Source organism: Brevundimonas sp., from assembly GCF_032017145.1.
In the GTDB taxonomy this organism is placed as follows: domain Bacteria; phylum Pseudomonadota; class Alphaproteobacteria; order Caulobacterales; family Caulobacteraceae; genus Brevundimonas.
This window is the reverse complement of sequence record NZ_DALZQC010000031.1, coordinates 13,951-31,533: the sequence shown is the minus strand read 5'-3', so window position 1 is coordinate 31,533 and position 17,583 is coordinate 13,951. Positions and strand designations below refer to the sequence as shown.

The 17,583-nt window shown below is 62.2% G+C and carries 14 protein-coding genes; 3 read left to right on the top strand and 11 right to left on the bottom strand.

Features of this window, described 5'->3' with window-relative positions:
• Positions 1-402: 402 nt before the first annotated feature.
• The 7 genes from RTU05_RS07450 to RTU05_RS07420 form a co-directional block, all read right to left on the bottom strand.
• Entirely contained in the window at positions 403-714 is a 312-nt protein-coding gene (locus RTU05_RS07450) for a hypothetical protein (protein ID WP_312597047.1), read from the bottom strand.
• A 507-nt stretch (positions 715-1,221) separates the two neighbouring features.
• Positions 1,222-2,013 carry a hypothetical protein gene (locus RTU05_RS07445; protein ID WP_312597045.1) on the bottom strand — a complete coding sequence of 264 codons (792 nt, stop codon included), beginning with the start codon at positions 2,011-2,013 and terminating at the stop codon, positions 1,222-1,224.
• A gap of 199 nt (positions 2,014-2,212) precedes the next feature.
• Positions 2,213-2,941 (bottom strand): hypothetical protein, encoded by a 729-nt coding sequence (locus RTU05_RS07440; protein WP_312597044.1) that lies wholly within the window; start codon positions 2,939-2,941, stop codon positions 2,213-2,215.
• A gap of 100 nt (positions 2,942-3,041) precedes the next feature.
• On the bottom strand, positions 3,042-5,444 hold the full coding sequence (locus tag RTU05_RS07435; RefSeq protein WP_312597043.1) for a DUF262 domain-containing HNH endonuclease family protein: 2,403 nt from the start codon (positions 5,442-5,444) through the stop codon (positions 3,042-3,044).
• A gap of 346 nt (positions 5,445-5,790) precedes the next feature.
• Positions 5,791-6,681: a plasmid partitioning protein RepB C-terminal domain-containing protein gene (locus RTU05_RS07430; RefSeq protein ID WP_312597042.1), complete on the bottom strand. Its 891-nt coding sequence runs from the start codon at positions 6,679-6,681 to the stop codon at positions 5,791-5,793.
• Positions 6,681-7,559, bottom strand: coding sequence for a plasmid partitioning protein RepB C-terminal domain-containing protein (locus RTU05_RS07425; protein WP_039248036.1), 879 nt, complete (start codon positions 7,557-7,559; stop codon positions 6,681-6,683). The genes RTU05_RS07430 and RTU05_RS07425 overlap by 1 nt, the downstream gene beginning before the upstream one ends.
• On the bottom strand, positions 7,556-9,109 hold the full coding sequence (locus tag RTU05_RS07420) for a recombinase family protein (protein ID WP_312597040.1): 1,554 nt from the start codon (positions 9,107-9,109) through the stop codon (positions 7,556-7,558). Before RTU05_RS07420 ends, RTU05_RS07425 begins: the two co-directional genes overlap by 4 nt.
• Positions 9,110-9,252: 143 nt before the next feature.
• Here RTU05_RS07420 and RTU05_RS07415 point away from each other — a divergent pair, with 143 nt between their 5' ends.
• On the top strand, positions 9,253-9,561 hold the full coding sequence (locus RTU05_RS07415) for a hypothetical protein (protein WP_312597038.1): 309 nt from the start codon (positions 9,253-9,255) through the stop codon (positions 9,559-9,561).
• 63 nt (positions 9,562-9,624) lie between these two features.
• On the top strand, positions 9,625-9,936 hold the full coding sequence (locus RTU05_RS07410; protein ID WP_312597036.1) for an excalibur calcium-binding domain-containing protein: 312 nt from the start codon (positions 9,625-9,627) through the stop codon (positions 9,934-9,936).
• Positions 9,937-10,190: 254 nt separating this feature from the next.
• Here the strand turns inward: RTU05_RS07410 and RTU05_RS07405 are convergent, their stop codons facing one another.
• The 3 genes from RTU05_RS07405 to RTU05_RS07395 form a co-directional block, all read right to left on the bottom strand.
• Positions 10,191-11,354 (bottom strand): metallophosphoesterase, encoded by a 1,164-nt coding sequence (locus tag RTU05_RS07405; RefSeq protein WP_312597033.1) that lies wholly within the window; start codon positions 11,352-11,354, stop codon positions 10,191-10,193.
• An 81-nt stretch (positions 11,355-11,435) separates the two neighbouring features.
• The gene (locus RTU05_RS07400) at positions 11,436-13,811 is read right to left on the bottom strand and encodes a TonB-dependent receptor domain-containing protein (RefSeq protein ID WP_312597031.1); all 2,376 of its coding nucleotides are present in this window, start codon (positions 13,809-13,811) and stop codon (positions 11,436-11,438) included.
• A gap of 123 nt (positions 13,812-13,934) precedes the next feature.
• Complete coding sequence (locus tag RTU05_RS07395) at positions 13,935-14,396, bottom strand: hypothetical protein (protein ID WP_312597029.1); 462 nt, start codon at positions 14,394-14,396, stop codon at positions 13,935-13,937.
• A 168-nt stretch (positions 14,397-14,564) separates the two neighbouring features.
• Here RTU05_RS07395 and gor point away from each other — a divergent pair, with 168 nt between their 5' ends.
• Positions 14,565-15,947 (top strand): glutathione-disulfide reductase, encoded by a 1,383-nt coding sequence (gor, locus tag RTU05_RS07390; protein WP_312597027.1) that lies wholly within the window; start codon positions 14,565-14,567, stop codon positions 15,945-15,947.
• Between the two features lie 5 nt (positions 15,948-15,952).
• Here the strand turns inward: gor and RTU05_RS07385 are convergent, their stop codons facing one another.
• Entirely contained in the window at positions 15,953-17,473 is a 1,521-nt protein-coding gene (locus RTU05_RS07385) for a carboxylesterase family protein (protein WP_312597026.1), read from the bottom strand.
• Between the last annotated feature and the right edge of the window lie 110 nt (positions 17,474-17,583).

The window sequence follows — 17,583 nt, the reverse complement described above, 5'->3', positions numbered from 1 at the left end:
TCCTCTCCAGCTCCGAAAAGCTAGCATGGGTGTCCACCAAACCGAGGGAGGATCAGGATTTTGGTCAGATCTTCGCCCTCTGAATCAGCCTTCTCAACGAGGCTCGAGAATCCAAGTATGTCGATGAAGGCGACGAACTTCTCTTTGGTTTGCATTGGCTCCTCGCCTCATTAGCCGCTGCGAAAGCGCTCTAAAGGTTACAGGTGGCAAAGGAACCACCTTGCGGACGTCCGGGAGCACAAGCTTCCGATCAAACGCGTTGGTGCTCACAAAAATCATTGATGCTGGCACCGTTACGGACTTGCCTGCGTGCCACTTTGAGTCCGCTCGAAACATTTGCCATCCCAGCGTCGTCTCTCAGTGCATTTCTCCACATCTACCCTGAGACAGCATTTTGGCAGTTCAGCAGGTCAGCAGCTCCGGCAGATTTACGGGGTCATAGCTCTCGCCGACCTTGGCGTAGACGACCATCGCAGCCACATCACCCGTGTAGCGAACCCGCATCGACTTGCCCTTCTGGCCAGGCAACAAGACCCCCTCCATGCTCTTGGTCTCTGCCTCTTCGCGCGCCCCGCCGTCGCTGTAGGAGGTCGGAATCTGATCGATCCGCACGACGGGCTTGTCGGGGGTAAGTTCGATGACGTGCGCCCAGGTGCAGGTGTAGCCCTGCCAGGTCCCGCCAGCGTCTGCGACCAGCGTCGGCGATGGCGTCAAGTCAGTTCTGATCTTCCACGTCGGCGGGGCTCCCCACGTCCCCGAAACGAGAAACCCTGGCCAGCTGCCAATGCGCGTGAAGCTGTCTCCGGTGCGCTGCAAATAGTGGATGGAGAGTGAGCCTGCATTGACGTGGCCCTCCCCACCCTGCCCGTCCGAGATGAGAGCGTATCGGCCGGCCTCCAGCGCAACGAGCTTGCCAGACCGATAGGTTCGCGTGTCGGCCTGGTTACCTGTGCCTTCCTCACGCGCGATCGGGGGCGGCCCGCCCCACGCGGTTCTGAACGCCAGCGCGGTAAGCTGATCCGGGGTGAGCGGATCCGCCGTTGGCGCGACGGCAGCAGCTGCTGGTCTAGCTTGAGCGCCAGCGGGGTCTGCGGGCGCTTTTGGTTTAGGCGATCGGTCGCAGCTGACCAGCAGAAGGCAACCGAGCGCGATGAAGGGGATGGGTTTCACGCTGATCTCCAAATGCACTCGAAGGTCTGAGGCTCAAAGGCGAGAACTCAGTCAGTCGCTGAGTTGACCGATCCGATCTTCGTACACTTTGTATAGGCAGCCAGTATCCGAGCACGTGTTGCGTATCGCGATCCACGCAGTCTGCTCACTGCCAGATCCCGGCTGAGCTTGGCGCCGGCGCGCATAGGCGGCTGCCATTTGACGATCGAGTTCGCCTAAACCAGGGTCTGCACAAATCATCTGCTCGACCGATGTGCGAGCGCGGCGGCAATCGAAGCTGGCGGTTCCGACAGACGCAGATGGCTGGACACTGAGTGATGGCGCGGTCGCCGGTGCAGAACTTCCGGAGCGGCTTTGGTTGAACTGACTCAGATCGGCATAGCCAATCAGACCTGGAATGCGCCCAAACTGATCCACTTGGTAGACAAGCCCGGTTCCATCTGCAGCTGGTTGCATTGAGTAGGTCACATCGGCGACGAGGTCATCAGGACCGAACAGACTGCGGGCGCCGACGGGCACTTCAATGCGAAGACGGCCCGAACAGGTTGTTCGATCCAACGTCTGATCGTGCGCGTTCAAAAGCGGCATCTCTAGCTTGGCGATTGACTGCCGTTGGAGATCGTTCATCCGAACGGGATCGGCGGTCGACAGACGTCGGGCTGCATCGAATGCCATCGTTTTGAGCTGCTCAACAGTCTCAGGAGCAATACACCGAGCATTCGGCTGTAAAGCAACGGCAGAAATTTCCTCGTCCGTTCCGGCTGGGGGTGTCGGGGCTTTGTCGCCGCAAGAAGCGCTCAGAAAAGACGCGGCAATCGAAGCCGCCAGCATCAATTTTTTCAAGTTTGCCCCCATTGCACTGTGCCGTTCTACCACCTCAGATTGGGCTTCAGGTAGCTTAAAAGAGGCCGGCGAAAGAGATGATAATCCCCACCGTGCCCGCCAGCATTCGGCAGGCTTCGCCAGAGAAAGTCCGGCATCTTTTTCGCGCTCAGTGCGATTTTCCGAATGTGCACTATGCGATCGCGGTGCAGCATAGCTGTCACTCTGAGTGGGCAAGTGCGCGGCGCACCTCTTGGCGTTCGCGGATCCGAAATGCGATCGTATGGGCCGCGCCCTTCATCCCAAAAAGGCTCGCAGAGGCCTCCAACGAAAGCTCTTGCCGATTGGTTGTCCTTCCATCGTCCATTGCCTCCGCCGTTCGCGCGCACTGCTCGGCTTCAAACTCAACTGACGCCCTAACGAGGGCTTCGATACCCTCTCGCAGCCCCGGCGTTTTCGCAACGATTGGGAACGCAGCGGACAAATCAGCGACGGTGGGCGGCTTGGACTGCTTCCCGGCCACTGCTTGAGATACGTCTTCTAGGATCCGCCCCTTTAGTCCGGTCAGGCTTCCGTGCTTCCTGATAAGCTCCTTATACGCTGGCCGCGGAATCTTCGTGCCGGCCGGAAATCCGTGCCTCGCTTTGCTGTCTGTGTCCCACGCAGCAATCTCACCTGAATGATCGAACAGATGCCAGTCGCCCTTCATTTTCTTGCCAGCACCCGTGCTAGCTGCTCTGGGGGGATCGTAGCGCACCGAGTATTGGCCGATTAAGTGCATTTTCCTGTTGCCTATCGCCTCTGTGAGGAGACGAGAAGCCTGACCGTCATGCTCAGACCAGACGTACACAATGCCTATCGACAATGGGCTTTCGTCTATCTCTCCTAACGGAACGGGGAGCAGCTTCACCTTGCTCCAGCCAATGAATTCTTTGAACGTCTTGAGCATTGTGAACACCTCACGGCTGTCTTGCTTGAAAGTTTGCCAGATTCCACCAAACAGATTTTTAGATGGACGAGGCGATCAAGCTGAGTGCGATTTCCCCCATCTACACTGAGACCGCTTCCGGTTGGCTCGCGGGGGTCAGGGAAAGCCGAAACGGTGCGACGCTGAGATGCGAAGACGCCTTCGGCAGCAGCAGCGCCAGCGCCCCGTCTCGCTCAGCAAGATGCACGTGGTAGTGCACTCGCCCGCTGTCCTCGCGCGTCGTCGAATTCAGTAGCCCGACAAGCGGCCGCATCACATCGAGCGGGATGGCAAAGGCCTCATCGCGATCCATGCATCCGAGAACGAAGAACCCCTTCTCCGCCCCGCCCAGATACTCGTCTTGATCGGGGTGATACGCATACCAGTAGGGAAAGTCCGGGCGGTCCTCGTAGAGCTTCGAAATGGAGAGAGCCACGCGCATGGCGCCGTCAGCGGTTTTACGGCGCGCGACGCCATCGCTCATGAGCGAGACCCCTTCCCGCGTCGCTAAAGCCTGCGTCATCGCGGCGCGCGTCTTCTGCAGCAGCTCTGCGTCAGTGAAACGCCAAACCCCCTTTTCGGCGGCATCATCAGGCTCATCGTCACTGGACGGCAGCTCTTCATCTGTGTCCGACTGAGGGCGCGGCCAAATCGTTCTGGCGAACTCGAAGAGTTCTCGTCCCCTCGCGATGATGTCGTGTTCGGCCCAGGTCGAGGGCGGTTCGACACGCAGCCAAGCGTTCAGGCGTAGGTCGCTGTCGATTGCAATTTTCTTGGTCTTGGTCGGCCAAGCGCCATTGCTGGCCGACGCATTCAGCTCTGTCGTCAGCAGCGTAAGATTGCCAGCCGTGTGGATCAGCCGCTCGCGCCGTCGCTCTCCGGTTTCTCCCTCAGGCAGCTCAAGGTCGGTTGGGATCGGATAGTCTTCCAGCTCCCCTTTTTGGGGGAGCAGATGTTCGACGCTGAGCCATTCCGGAAGGCCGACATTCTCGTTCCGCTTGGTTCGAATTTGGCGCTCGATGGCGCGTAAAACCATCACGCTTCGGTCAGGCCGTGACTTGGCGTAGAGCGGTTTAGTCAGCCACGCAGCAAGAAACTCTTCGTCGGACGGCCAGCGAGCAGTGACTTCGCGCGAACGAGACAGCTCCTCACGCACCACATCTGCGAGATCGACGTCATCACCAGCACGCTTCAACTTTGCGAGCAGAGCCACGAAGAAGCGATTGTAGCTCTTATTCGTCAACTGGCAGACGAAGCGCCGAATCAACCAGGATTCTAGGTCGTCAAGGATCCGGTCGCGTTGAACGACCGACAATCGTTCAGCGGAAAGTCCCAGGACATAGAGCAGAAGAGGATAGACCGTGCTGTTGTCGAGCGATTTCAGCCGACGGGCCAGCAACGCAACCCTTCCATCTCCGGACGGCTCGATCAGAGATCGGAAATTGGCGCTGTGGAAACGAAGGTCCTGCAGCAGAGCCTCGACGGTGTCGTCTGACCTTGCCCGCCAATCACGGAACTCGCTGAAGAGCTGACCGATGTTGAGATCGTGCTCAGTCTGCATGACGAGATAGTGGAATAGGAAGAGGTCGATGCGGGGGCGCTTGAGACGCCCCTGGCGCTCTTCGATATGCCAAAAGCGCGTCTCTCCGTTGACCGGCTTCTCGACGCGCTCGTCATCAAATATTCGCCAGTAGCCATCATAGAGAGCGTCGGCGTCGATGCTGGCATCGTGACTAGCATTCAAAAAGATGTAGTTGCGGATCAGGTCAGACGGCAGGAGCGGCTGACCGCGCGCGTTGAGCGTCTCGAAAATGACTTGAGGGTCATCGCCGTCTTCTAGTTCGATCACCACCAACTGCAGCGACGTCCGCAGAGCCTGCAGCAGCGCGAGAATACGGTGATCGCGACCGTCTTCGTCGATATCGCTTCCGACGAACGTAGCGATCTGGCGGGAAAAATACAGATAGGCCGAAGCCAGTCGGGGGGCCTTACCGGCTGCAACGCCTAGGGACTTTAGCAAGCTTTCGGGCGACCCGGCGCTCAGCACGGTTTTGAACAGTGCGCGATCAGCATTCGTAGGCCAAACTTTGAAAGAACCGTCGCTTCCAAGTTTCTCGTCTTCGTTGACGGTGAGACGTTTCAGCTTCGCGAGGTGATGCGAGCCGGCCATCCCAGAGAAATCGCGAAGCGCAGCGATGAAAATCTGCAGTGTTGTAAGCCGCTGCTGACCGTCGATGACCTCAGATCGCGCGACCCCCGCCCCCACGATCTTTGAAACATTGAGCACGATCGCGCCGAGGAAATGCGATCGCTTAGCGACAAGCCCCTCGCTCTCTAGGCAGGCCTCGGCTTGCCGCTCGATGTCTTCCCAGAGCGGCTCCCATTGACCCTCTTCGTTCCACACATAGGCTCTCTGATAGAGCGGAACGACATAGCGACGCTCCTTCTGAAAGAGGTCGTGGATCGTCAGTTTGTCAGGCTTCACTTCAGTCCCCCCGCCCTCGTTTTAACATGCAGGGCTTAGCGGTACTGTCGCAATCTCGGCGTGCGGCGGCAAGCTGAAACGCACCACATCCGACGCCAGTGCATTTGCATGAATGTACACTGAGACGCCAAATCGACCTCAGTCGAGCGTGACTGTCTTCGAGTTTGGCACCCCTTCGCGACGGCGGGTCGGCCCGCCGGACCGACCCTAGATGGGCAGATGACGCCCATCCTAGCGGGCTCCGAACGGGATCGCCGTCATCCCCGCCACCACCCTTGATCCGCCTCCGCCGACGGCTTCTCCGGTGGTCCCGGCGCTTGAAGGGTCCCGGTCCCCTTAGGCGTGCTCAAGCCGCTTGGGCGGGAGGGTCTAACGAGGTTGCTGCGACAACGGATCGGAAGGTCTCAAGCATCTCGCGATGCGAGTTTGCGAGAAAGGTTTCGATCGACCGTTTGGTGAGCAACCGCTCCAAAAAGCCTGCCGCGATGACCAGCAGCAGCGTGTCGTCGCCAAACGCTGTCTCCAGCTCGTGAAAGTCTTCAGACACCGCAGCGAGCTCCCGCTCAAGCCGCTCGATCTGTTCCGGGCTGACGCCGCGTATTGCCTTCGCTTCGGGCTTCACGAGATCGGCTGGTTTGGTCGTGACCAGAAGCGCCCTGGCATATGTGGCGCTGTAGTTATTTGCCGAGATCATCAACTCCGCAACTTCGAGCTGACGCATAGCTTTCATCTTGCGCAGCTTCTGAAAGGCATTGATGCCGACGGGCTTGTCCTTGAGCAGCTCAGCGACGTCGTCATGAATCCCGTTGAGCATGTGACGTCTGGCGCGAATTGAACCGACATCGACATTGAGCGCCCGCGCGAGTTTGGCTTCGGATACCCCTCGCTCGATGGCGCGAACAATCATGTAGTGCTCTTGAATCGGTTGAAGCCGATTGACGCGTTTATTGTAGGTAAAGGCCTCGTCGTCCTTGGCGACGATGCATCGCGCTTCCGCTGCGCCCTGCTCCTTCAACACGGCCAATCGCACGTGGCCGTCGAGAAGAGTGAAGGCATCGCCTGACCGGGCTTCGGCGAGGATCAGCGGCTCGACCAAACCCACTTCTAAGATCGATGCGGCGATGCGCTTGTACTTTGCGCTTTCGGTGACCGCCGCCGACAGCATCTTGGAGGGCAGAATGCGATCGAAAGAGATAGATCGAACGCGTTCCTGGAAGGCGATTTTGACGGAGGCCATCACGGATGCTCCAAACCGACGCGCGCCGCGAGCGCGGACGGAAGATTGGTGATCCCTTCAGCGCGCATAAGCGCAGCGAAATGATCATCGGCAAGCAGATGCTTCAGTGCATTGACGACAAACACGAGACGCGTGCGCGTTAGGGAGGCCCGTCTCACAAAGGTCTCGCGACGTTCCGTCTCGCGTTGTAGCGACCGAACAAGCGTGTCGGCCGTGATCGGTTTTTGATTGCGGACGCCACGATTGCGATTGTGGATCCCTTTGCCGCTTGTGCTGCGCTGCTCGATAATGTGGCGAATGGCCAAAACCTGATTGCCCGGAATAGCCTTTTCTTCGAAGGCCTGAGCCAAAGCGCGCTGCACCTCCCCTTCCTTGGAATGCGCGATCTCCATAGCGACAGTGTGAGGGATCACGCCGCGCTCGACCGCTGAGATCAGCTTCTCTTCGCCGTTCTCCAAAAGATGGCAGATCGCCCCAACATATTCCGTGCTGTAATCAACCTTCGCGGCGATCTCACTGTGGCTGTACCCCCGCTCTCGAAGCGATCCGATGGCTCGGACCAGCTCGAGCGGTGTGTGCTGTCGACGAGCAAGGTTTTCGACCAAGCTCATCACAAAACAGTCTTCCTCGGCGGCATCGATCAACACGGCCGGGATCTGCTCTTGGCCAAGCGCGATGAACGCCTCCAGCCGCCCTTGACCGCAGACAAGATCGTAGCGCGATCGACCGGGCCGCTGACTGACGGTGATCGGCCTTTTGAGCCCGAGATGCTCGATGCTGGTCACCAGCTCCTGAAACACTCTCTTGTTTCGGGCGCGGGGGTTCAGCACCGTGATGTCATTGACCGGGATGAGACGAATTTCAGCGACGTCGGTCATGCTGCATAGACCTCCACCCGCTGCGTGAGATCGAAGAACGCGTCGAGTGTGTCGAAGCGAAACGAGTCCAGCAGCACGCCATTGTCGGGCGCCAACCTCATGCTTGGATCCGCGCCACACTCGAACCAGGGGAGCAGGTAGTAGTCACGGATTTCAGCGTTCCCGACCTCCATGCGCACTGCAATGGTGATGTCGGGGCGTAGCCCCTGATCCAGCCGGATTTTCCAACGCAGTCCGCCCGCCGGCGTCTCGAGGCAGCGGACGATCACCACCGATGCGGTGAACTCGTCATTGATGGTGAGCAGTCCATTTGACGGGTCTTCTGCGACAACGGCCCCGCCCCGTGTGATCCCATCAATGACCTGCGCGATGACATCCGGATGGATCGCTCTGAGCGCCTGATTGATTTCGATGTAGCGATAGTCGCGAGCTGGCGAATAGCCGATCAGTTGGTAAGCGCGGACGAGGCTCCCGAACCGGTGGCGAAATGCCGAGCTTGACGGCATGTCATCGACTTCGTCGATCACGAGCCCCGATAGCCATCCCTTTTTCGCCAGCAGGTCAGACAACCGAGCCAGCAGCTCTTCGTCACTGTATCGCACGCACCTGGCCTGGATGATGCGCTGTGCAGCCTCGAAAAAGTCCGGCTCAACGATCCCTTCGAACGCACCGTCGCGACGCACCCAGTTGTCTGGATCGTTCACAACGCGCTTTGCCTTCAACTTAAAGGAAGAGCGGTTGTAGACATTGTTGCCGATGTACTTTTCGTTCGTAAGAACCTGGTGGACCGTGCCGCGGGTCCAGGGACGCCCCAAATCCGTAAGCCGGCCCTCCCCGTTCAGCACCGTAGCAATTTCGCTTTCTGAGCGACGCTGAACGACGAACATCCGATAGAGACGTCGAACGACTTCGACTTCCTCGGGCGGCCCGGGGGTGAGCACCACACGATCGGTTTGAATGCTCTTTTGCTCGCCTCGCTCAAGCAGACCTTTCGGCGACAAATGCTCATCAACCAGTTGCCGACGCAGACCATATCCAGCCGCACCACCTTGCCGAAAACCCAGCGTGATGAGGCGACACTGACCAGCAAAGACCTTTGCGGAGAGCTCGCGACTATACTCCCCCGCCATCGCGCGCTTCATGCTCTTGATGATTGTCGCGCTTAGGCTGCCGTCGTTCTCAAACTGCTCAGCACAGTAATGCACCGACAGCCCAGCCTCTCGGCAGATGAACTCGTAATAAGCGCTCTCGTCGGCATCCTGGAAACGACCCCAACGGCTGACATCATAAACGAGGATAGCCTCAAATCCCGGAGCGCCGTTTCGAACGTCGGCGATCAGCTCTTGCAAAGCCGCTCGCCCATCAAGCCTTAGTCCGCTCTTGCCAGCGTCTGTGTAGGTCCGAACGACATCAAACCCACGTCGAGCCGCGTAGGCCGCGATGGCCTCAGATTGGTTTTCGGTTGAGTACTTTTGATGCTCCGTCGACATACGGACGTACTGAGCCGCCCGCACTGATTTCGCGGCCCCCATCTCGTGCTGAACGCCCATTGGGTCCATAATGCACGCCAGTTACACCCGTCCGAATGGCGGTGAGAATCGAGCCGTAGCGGCAGTCCGACCGGATGTCGTTTCAAAAGATGGTCTGAAAACTTCAGCCCAAAATCGGAAAACTTCTCCATCAGGAGGCGTCGATGCAGGCCTTCCCGCAGTTGATTGCTGGAGCACTTCGCGAGGAATGGGGCGCGAGTCCCTCTGCGCGCAAGGCGGTCGGCCTCATTACCAACGCAAATGAACGTGCGGTGCGAAACTGGTTTGATGGCCGTAACGGGCCCAGCGGCGAAAATCTGGTGCGCCTGATCCAGCACTCAGACGCCGTATTATCAGCGGTGCTACGAGCTTCGCGACGAGATCAGCTCCTACCTGCCGTGGCGCTGATGCGCCTTAAGGCTCCGCTTCAAATGGCAATCGATAGTCTCGACGAAGCCTTTCCTAATCGGTGACCAAACGACGCGAGCTGGACGCGCAAAAGTTGTGAGCTGTTAAGCCTGGCACGGGGCATCGACATGAAATTCTTTATTGCGTTCGTCGCCATTGCGGCCTCAGCGGTACCGATAGCTGTAGCTGCGCATTCCGGCAGACTGAACGCAGAGGGATGCCACAATGACCGCAAGCGGGGCGGTTACCACTGCCATCGTGCGGGCGCAAGCTCATCGCCGCCCTCTCGTCCACGGGGCTTGAGGTCGTCGCCCCCGTCTAGCGGCGCGTTTGCGAACTGCACTGCGGCCCGTGCCGCAGGTGCGGCTCCCGTGCGTAGAGGCGATCCCGGTTATGGACGGCACTTAGATCGGGATGGTGACGGCGTCGGCTGTGAATGAGCATGCCCAAACTGAATAATTTCAACGAGTTACCAAACTGGCACCATCGCGAATTCCATTTGGAAAAGTCGCTGTAACCCATTGAAATTGCTCATATCAGCCTGATCCTGTTTGGAGCTTTTGTGCTTTCATTTCAATGTACTTACAGCGTCTCTTAATCAGCGGGTCCACAGTTCGAACCTGTGATCACCCACCATCGTCTCCCCCCCCTTGGAATGACTGGCCTTCACCAGCCGCAGCGCCGCTTCGGCGTCTCAGCGCTTCGCCGGGATTTGCGGCGGGAAATCCAGTTCGAAATCGGACAGCCCGGGCGCCACGCCGAAGGTCGCCTCCCCGTCCCGACCGGCGTAGCGGTCCAGCAGCGGCGAATAGGTGTAGAAATGCATCTTGCGCCGCGCCACGTCGAAGCGGATGAACCTCAGCCAGCCGCCGCCGCCGTTAGCCGAACCCGCCTGCCCGTCCGGGCCGACCGTATTGGCCTGATAGTCCTGAAGCACCTGATAGACGGGATGGCCCGCGTCGTTGCGGTCGATCCTCAGGTTCTCGCCCAGCGAGACCCCGTCGACCGCAGGCAGATAGGCGTGTCCGCTCAGAACCAGGAAGATCATGGGGTTCTTGCGGATGAAGCGATCCCAAACCTGATCCGGCGACACGTGATCGGTCCCGGCGAAGCTGTTGGCGGTGCTGTCGCCGCGCTGGGTTTCGCCGGTCATGCTGGGCGACAGCCATTCGTGGGTGGTGACGATGACCGGCAGGCCGGGATGGGCGTCCACGACCCCCTGCGCCCAGTCCAGAACGCCGGCGGACGGGTCCATCTCCAGCGACAGATGCAGATACCGCTGCCCGTCGCCGACGAAGGTCTGCCAGCTGTTCAGCCCATTGGCGGACGCGCCCCCGTACCAGTCCCTGCCGGCGAAATGAGGCGACGTCGGCCCGAAATAGAAGCCCCAGGCGCGACCGCCGGACAGGGGTCGCGACGCGCCCGGTCCGCCGGCCTCCGACCACCAGGAATAGTTGTCGTAGTCGTGATTGCCCGGCGACATGCCGAACGGCACGCCGCTGCGGCTCAGGATCGAAACGGCGCGGTTGGCGATGTCCCATTCGGCCCGGGTGTCCATGATCCGCGCCGGCGCGTCGCCCATGGCTGCGATGCGGAAACGCCCGTCGCCGTGCTGAACGATGTCGCCGACGAAGGTGACGAAGGCGATGTTCTTGGCCTCGCGCTGATCGACCAGATACTGCATCTCCAGGGCGAAGGTGTCTTCGCCGCGCGGCTGGGCCATCGTCACGTCGGAATAGTTCTGGGTGTCCGGCACGACCGCGACGGTGAAGTCCTGGGCGCGCGCGCCCCCGGCCAGGCCCAGCCACGACGCCGCCAGCATCGCCCCCAGGGTCACCATCCAGCGCGGCTTCGTCATCGGTGCGTCTCCAGAATGCGGTCTCTTATCACGCACGGCCCCTTTCCGCTCGGGTGCGGAAAGAGGCCGCCGACGCAAGGGTCAGAAGGCGTAGCTTACGGTGGCGAACACCTGACGCGGGGCCGATGCGTGGAAGACCACGATGCTGCCCGTCGCATCGTCCGGCGCGAAGACGCTGCCGTCGAAGTTCGAGGCGTAGCGCTTGTCGGTCAGATTGGTCACATTGACCGCGAACTTCACCCCGGTCGCCCCGATTTCGCTCAGGTCGTAGCTGAGGCCCAGATCGAAGGTCGTATAGCCGCCGAAGCCCTGGTCGTTGGTGTAGGTGTAGAACCGCTCGCCCGTGTACTTGCCCATCAGTGAGCCTGAGAAGCCGCGCCAGTTCACCGTGACCACGCTGGACAGCATCTCCTTGGGCGTATCGACCTGCTGCTTGCCGGCCGTCGCCTTGACCACGCAGGTTGTGGTGCACCAGTTCAGATCGTCGTCATAGGTCGTCTTGCTGTAGGACGCTGAGTTGTACCAGTTGAACCAGGGGGTCGGCTTCCACAGCACGCCCAGTTCGACGCCCGTGCTGGTCACGCTGCCGGCGTTGTGGAAGGAGTTGCCGCAGCCTGGGTTCTGCTGCTGGTTGGTCGGGCACGGATTGTATTGCAGCAGCCGGTCGTCGAACTTGACCCGATAGGCCGCCAGCGCGACCTGAAGCGGCCCGCTGATGTAACGGTAGCCGGCGTCGAAGCTCTTGGAGGTCTCGGGCTTCAGATACTGGCCCTGCAGGTCCCAGATGGCCTGCGACACCGATTGCGGCCCCAGTTTGAAGCCGCCCTGGAACATGGCCATGTTCTCGGCGTAGCTGGCGTACAGTTCATGGCCCTCGGCGACCTGCCAGTGGACGCCGATCTCGGGCAGGAAATTATCCTTGGCCGTCAGGCTGCCGCTGGCGAACTGGCTGGAGGCGGGCGGCGGGGTCGCGGCGATGCCGTCGATCGCCTTGGCGTCCGACTTGGCGTAGGTGCTCTTGAAGCCGAAATCGACCGTCACCGCGTCGTTCAGCAGCGACAGCGTGTCCTGGATGTAGAACTGGCGCGTCTCCCAGTCCGTCTCCTGCACCCACTGGGCGCGGGCCGGCTGACCGTCCAGATAGTGGGCCAGGCTGAAGGGGCCGCTCACATCGGTGCGGATGTAGCGCGCGGCGCTGGAGGTGTTCTCCTCGAACCAGAATCCGGCCTGGACGTGATGGGGACCGAAGACCCAGCTCAGGCCGCCCAACACGCCCGAGCGGTCGATGGTGTAGCGGGTGTCGCGGATCTGAACCGGCACGTCGTCGGCCGTGGTCGCGGTTCCTTGAGTGGACCAGCCCGTGATGAAGTTGTTGCCCGCGCCCTTGTCCGTGTGGCGATAGACCTTGGCGTTGATCTTCAGATTGTCCGTCAGATCGTAGTCGCCGGCCAGATAATAGAGGTCGTCGTTACGCAGGATCTGACCATTGGTGAAGGTCACGTCCGAGTTCTTCTGCGGCGCGGGCGCCGGAACGCATTTGGCCGTCGCCGTCGGATTGGTCACGCCGCAATAGGCGACGCCCAGATACGACTGCCAGTCGGGCGCATAGCCCGCCCAGTCCCAGCCCAGCCGGTTCAGCATGTCCTTGGACAGATAGGCGTCGTCGGCCTGGTTGGTACGCGACAGGTCGGCGAAGGCGGTGATGGCGCCGCGATCGAAACGGTACATGGCCTTGCCGTTGAACTGGCGGCCCCACGACGTCTTGTAGGCGCCCTGGTTCACGAACAGATCCTGCTCGCTGTACTGGCCCGACACATAGGCCGAAAAGCCGTTGTGCTCGCCCGTGTCCACGCGCAGGAAGCTGCGCTTTGACGACTCGCTGCCGAAGCCTTGGCTGGCGGCCAGGCCGAACGCGCGGCTGGGATTGCGCGAGGTGTAGATCAGGGCGCCGCCCAGATTGCTGGTCGACGGAATGCTCAGGCCGGCGATGCCGGTGGCCAGGTCCGCGCGGCCCAGATTCTCGGAAATCAGCGCTCGGCTGATCGTCAGGCCGTTGTAGTTGTTATAGGCGCCGTCCCCCAACGGCACCCCGTCCAGCGTATAGCCCAGGTGGGTTGTGTTGAACCCGCGCACCTGCAGGGTCAGCGACTGCTCGTTCACGCCCAGGGCGTCGATCGACTGGGCGCTGACGCCCGGCAGGAAGTTCAGCGCCTTCTGGACGCTGGTTCCCGGCGGCAGGGTTTCCAGATTGGCCGGCGTGAGGGTCGAAACCGAACGGGTCTGGCCCGAGCCGACCACCACGATCTCGTCCAGCTGATCGACCGACGACCGTTGCACGACCTGATCGACGGCCGGGTCGGCGGCAGTGGTTTCCGCTGCGGCGGCCCCCGCCCAACCCGACAAGGCCGTGCCTGCCAGCAGGCTGGCCAAACTCAGCCGCTTAAAATGTGACACCATGACGCATATCCCCCGTTGAGGGGCCCGCGTCTAAGCCGCTGCGGATACGATACGGCTACGCTTTCGTTACAACTTCGAGACAGGCTGGCGTTGCAGCCCCACACGCCCGCAAGACGCGCCTTCTCATCGCATCCCGGCGCAGATCCGGGCGCGGTCATTGCTCCAGCATCCGTCCGCGAATGTGACTTTGCCCAGCGGATCGCCCGCGCGCGCGTCGTCGGGATCGGCGTTCCAGGTGGCGTCGGCCGTGCCGTCGCCATTGGTCGTGACGACCGCGAAATGCGACTGCGACGGCTTGCCGTTCGACCAGGCGTTCATCGTGTACCCGCCATCGCCGAACGGGAAGACCAGGCATGGCCCCTGAACCCGCACCTGACCATCGACAGATAGGTGGCAGGTCTGGGTCGATGAAGCCGGCGACGCCTCTGCCGCCCTCTCGGGCGTCTTGTCCTGCGCTGGCTCAGCCGTCGGCGCGGCGGTCGTCGCTTCTGGGCGGGGCTGGCCCGGCTGGCGGTCGCAACCCGCCATGAGGAGAAGACCGCAAAGCGCGACGGCGGGCGCCGCCCCCAGCTTCGTTCGTTGCATGTCCGCATCCCTTTACGGCTGTTGATCAACGGCAGAACCCCCAGCGATAGACGCCCGTTCCGCCGAGGGCGCCGCGAACCCGACCAGCGGGCGGGCTTGGATTTCGCGGCGAGCGGCTTAAATGCCAGAGCCCCTTCGGATGGGGTTCCTGCTGAACGGACGCACGCCATGGCCGACTACGACTACGATCTCTTCGTCATCGGCGCGGGTTCCGGGGGCGTGCGGGCGGCGCGGCTGACGGCGCTGGACGGCAAGCGGGTCGCGGTCGCGGAAGAGTTTCGCGTCGGCGGCACCTGCGTCATCCGCGGCTGCGTGCCCAAGAAGTTCATGGTCATGGCGTCCGAGGTCAGCCACGCGCTGGAGATCGCCGAGGGCTATGGCTGGTCGTTCGCCGACGCCACCTTCGACTGGCCCAGGTTCCTTGAGGCCAAGGACGTCGAGATCGCGCGGCTGTCGGGCATCTACGCCGCCAATCTGGGCAAGGCGGGGGTGGAGTTGGTGCACGGCCGGGCGGTCATGAAGGACGCCCATACCGTCGAGATCGTCGGCAAAGACCGCACCATCACCGCCGAAAAGATCCTGATCGCCACCGGCGGCCGGCCGTGGAAGCCGGAGGACCTGCCCGGCATCGAGCACGCCATCACCTCCGAAGAAGCCTTCCATCTGCCGGAACTGCCCAAACGCATACTTATCGCCGGCGGCGGCTATATCGCCGTGGAGTTCGCCGGCATCTTCGCCGGATTGGGGGTCGAGACCACCCTCATCTATCGCGGCCCCAACATCCTGCGCGGATTCGACGACGATGTGCGCGCCCATCTGGCCGGCGAGATCGAGAAGCGCGGCATCAAGGTCATCCTGGGCTGCCAGCACGAGAAGATCGAAAAGACCGAGACCGGCCTGGTCAACCATCTGGAAAACGGCATGAAGCTGGAGACGGACGTGGTCATGTTCGCCACAGGCCGCATCCCCTACGTCAAGGATCTCGGTCTGGAAACCGCCGGCGTGGAGTTGACCGACCAAGGCGCGATCAAGGTCGATGCGTATTCCAGAACCACGGCCGACAATATCTGGGCCATCGGCGACGTCACCGACCGGATGAACCTGACACCCGTCGCCATCCGCGAGGCGGTCGCCTTTCACCAGACCGTCTATCGCGACAATCCCCAGCACTTCGATTACGAGGCGGTGGCCACCGCCGTCTTCAGCCAGCCGCCGGTCGGGGTGGTGGGCCTGAGCGAAGCGGAGGCGCGGCGGTCCTGCTCGAACGGCGTGGACGTCTATGTCACCCGGTTCCGCCCGATGAAATACGCCTTCACCGGCTCCGACGAGCGGGTGCTGATGAAGCTGGTGGTCGACGCCGACAGCCAGCGGGTCGTCGGCGTCCATATCGTCGGTCCCGACAGCCCGGAGATGATCCAGCTGGCCGCCATCGCCGTGAAGGCCGGCCTGACCAAGGCGCAATGGGACGCCACCTGCGCCGTTCACCCCACCATGGCCGAGGAACTGGTGACGCTGAAGGAGAAGCAGTCGCCGGCGACCTCCGCCGGCTGAACCGCTTACGGGCGCGGCCGCTCGCGGAACCGCTCCAACAGGTCCAGGCGCGCGCTGAACGGCACGGGCGTCACGGTCGGCCCGGCGTTGCCGAAGTTCATGAGCCGGGTGTCCCCTGCCCTGGCCTTCGGCCATTCCGGGCGGCCCACGCCGTTCGGATCGCCCGAGCGCGCGAAGGCGGTCCAATAGCCCATCATGGCGTCCGACGCCCTGCGGTCCCGATCCTCGACCGGATACGGCAGGGTGTTCAGCGTGCCGAACACATAGGGGCGTTCGATGGCGTGGGTCGCGCCGCCGTGCGGCTCTGGGTTCTGCGGCGACGAGATGTCGAACCGATAGAGCCAGGCCGGATGCCCCGCCTTGTTGTGCAGTCGCGCCAGCATCCGCGCCGGTTCGGAAAAGACCAGGTCGGTGACGACCAGCTTGTCGAACGCCTCTAGCCCGCCGTAGGCCTGGACCGCGTCGGCCCGCTCCAGCCAGGTCATGTCGTCGTCGATCTGGCCATAGCCGTTGCGATCGGTCGGGCGCATCCACCAGAACTCGGCGCTGTTGGTGCCGATGATCAGCGGCACGGCCGCCTGACGCCCGGCCTTGAAGGCGGCCTCGACCGTGGACGGCACGACGCGGCCGTCGACCAGGGTCAGGTCGCCATTGGCGAACACCGGCGGCGGCGTCAGGAACAGGTCGGCCGGCGCCGCGCGCAGGTCCGCCGCCGTGCGAAGACCCGCGCCATAGGCCCAGACCTCGCCCCGCTCGCGCGCCGATGGAGCGCCGTGCGGACCCTTGCGGTCCAGCGGCGTCTGCAACTCGCGCCCCAGGCCCGACTGGACCACGGCCCGGTCGAACAGGCCCCGCGCGGGCGGCGAGATCATCAGTCGCGTCACGATGGCCCCGCCCGCCGACTCGCCGAAGATGGTGACGTTCTTGGGGTCGCCGCCGAAGGCCGCGATATTGGCGCGCACCCATTTCAGCGCCGCCGTCACATCCATCAGGCCATAGTTGGCGGCCGCCTCGCCCGCCGGCCGCTCGGCCGCCAGGGCCGGATGATCGAAGAAGCCCAGACGCCCCAGCCGATAGTTCAGGGTGACGACCACCATGCCCCGCCGGGCCAGGGCGGCCCCATCATACAGCGGCGCGGTGCCCGAACCGTTCACCATCCCGCCGCCATGGATCCAGACCATGACCGGCGCCGGCTGACTGGCGCCCGCCGGCCGCCAGACGTTCAGGTTCAGACAGTCCTCGCTCATCGGCAAGGGACCGACGCCCGGATCGCCGCTGGGCGGCGCCTGGATGCAGATCGGTCCATAGGCGCCGGCGTCGCGTTGTCCCTGCCAGGTCGGCCCGGGGCCGGGCGGCCGCCACCGACGCGCAGCCGTCGGCGGCGCGGCATAGGGAATGTTCTTGAAGGAGACCACGTCGCCGTCGGCGCGTCCGGTCAGGACGCCCTGTGAAATGCGGACGGTGGGCTGGTCGGCTGCGGGCGCGATCATGAGCGAGAGGGTGGCGAAGACGCCGGCGATTGTCATGCCCGCTGATTAGCAAATCCTGGCGACAGGCCAATGATCTTGCGATCACAGTCGATGAAATCTCATTATCGAACCGTTTCGCGCATCGTGCGTTATCGCGCAGCTAACGG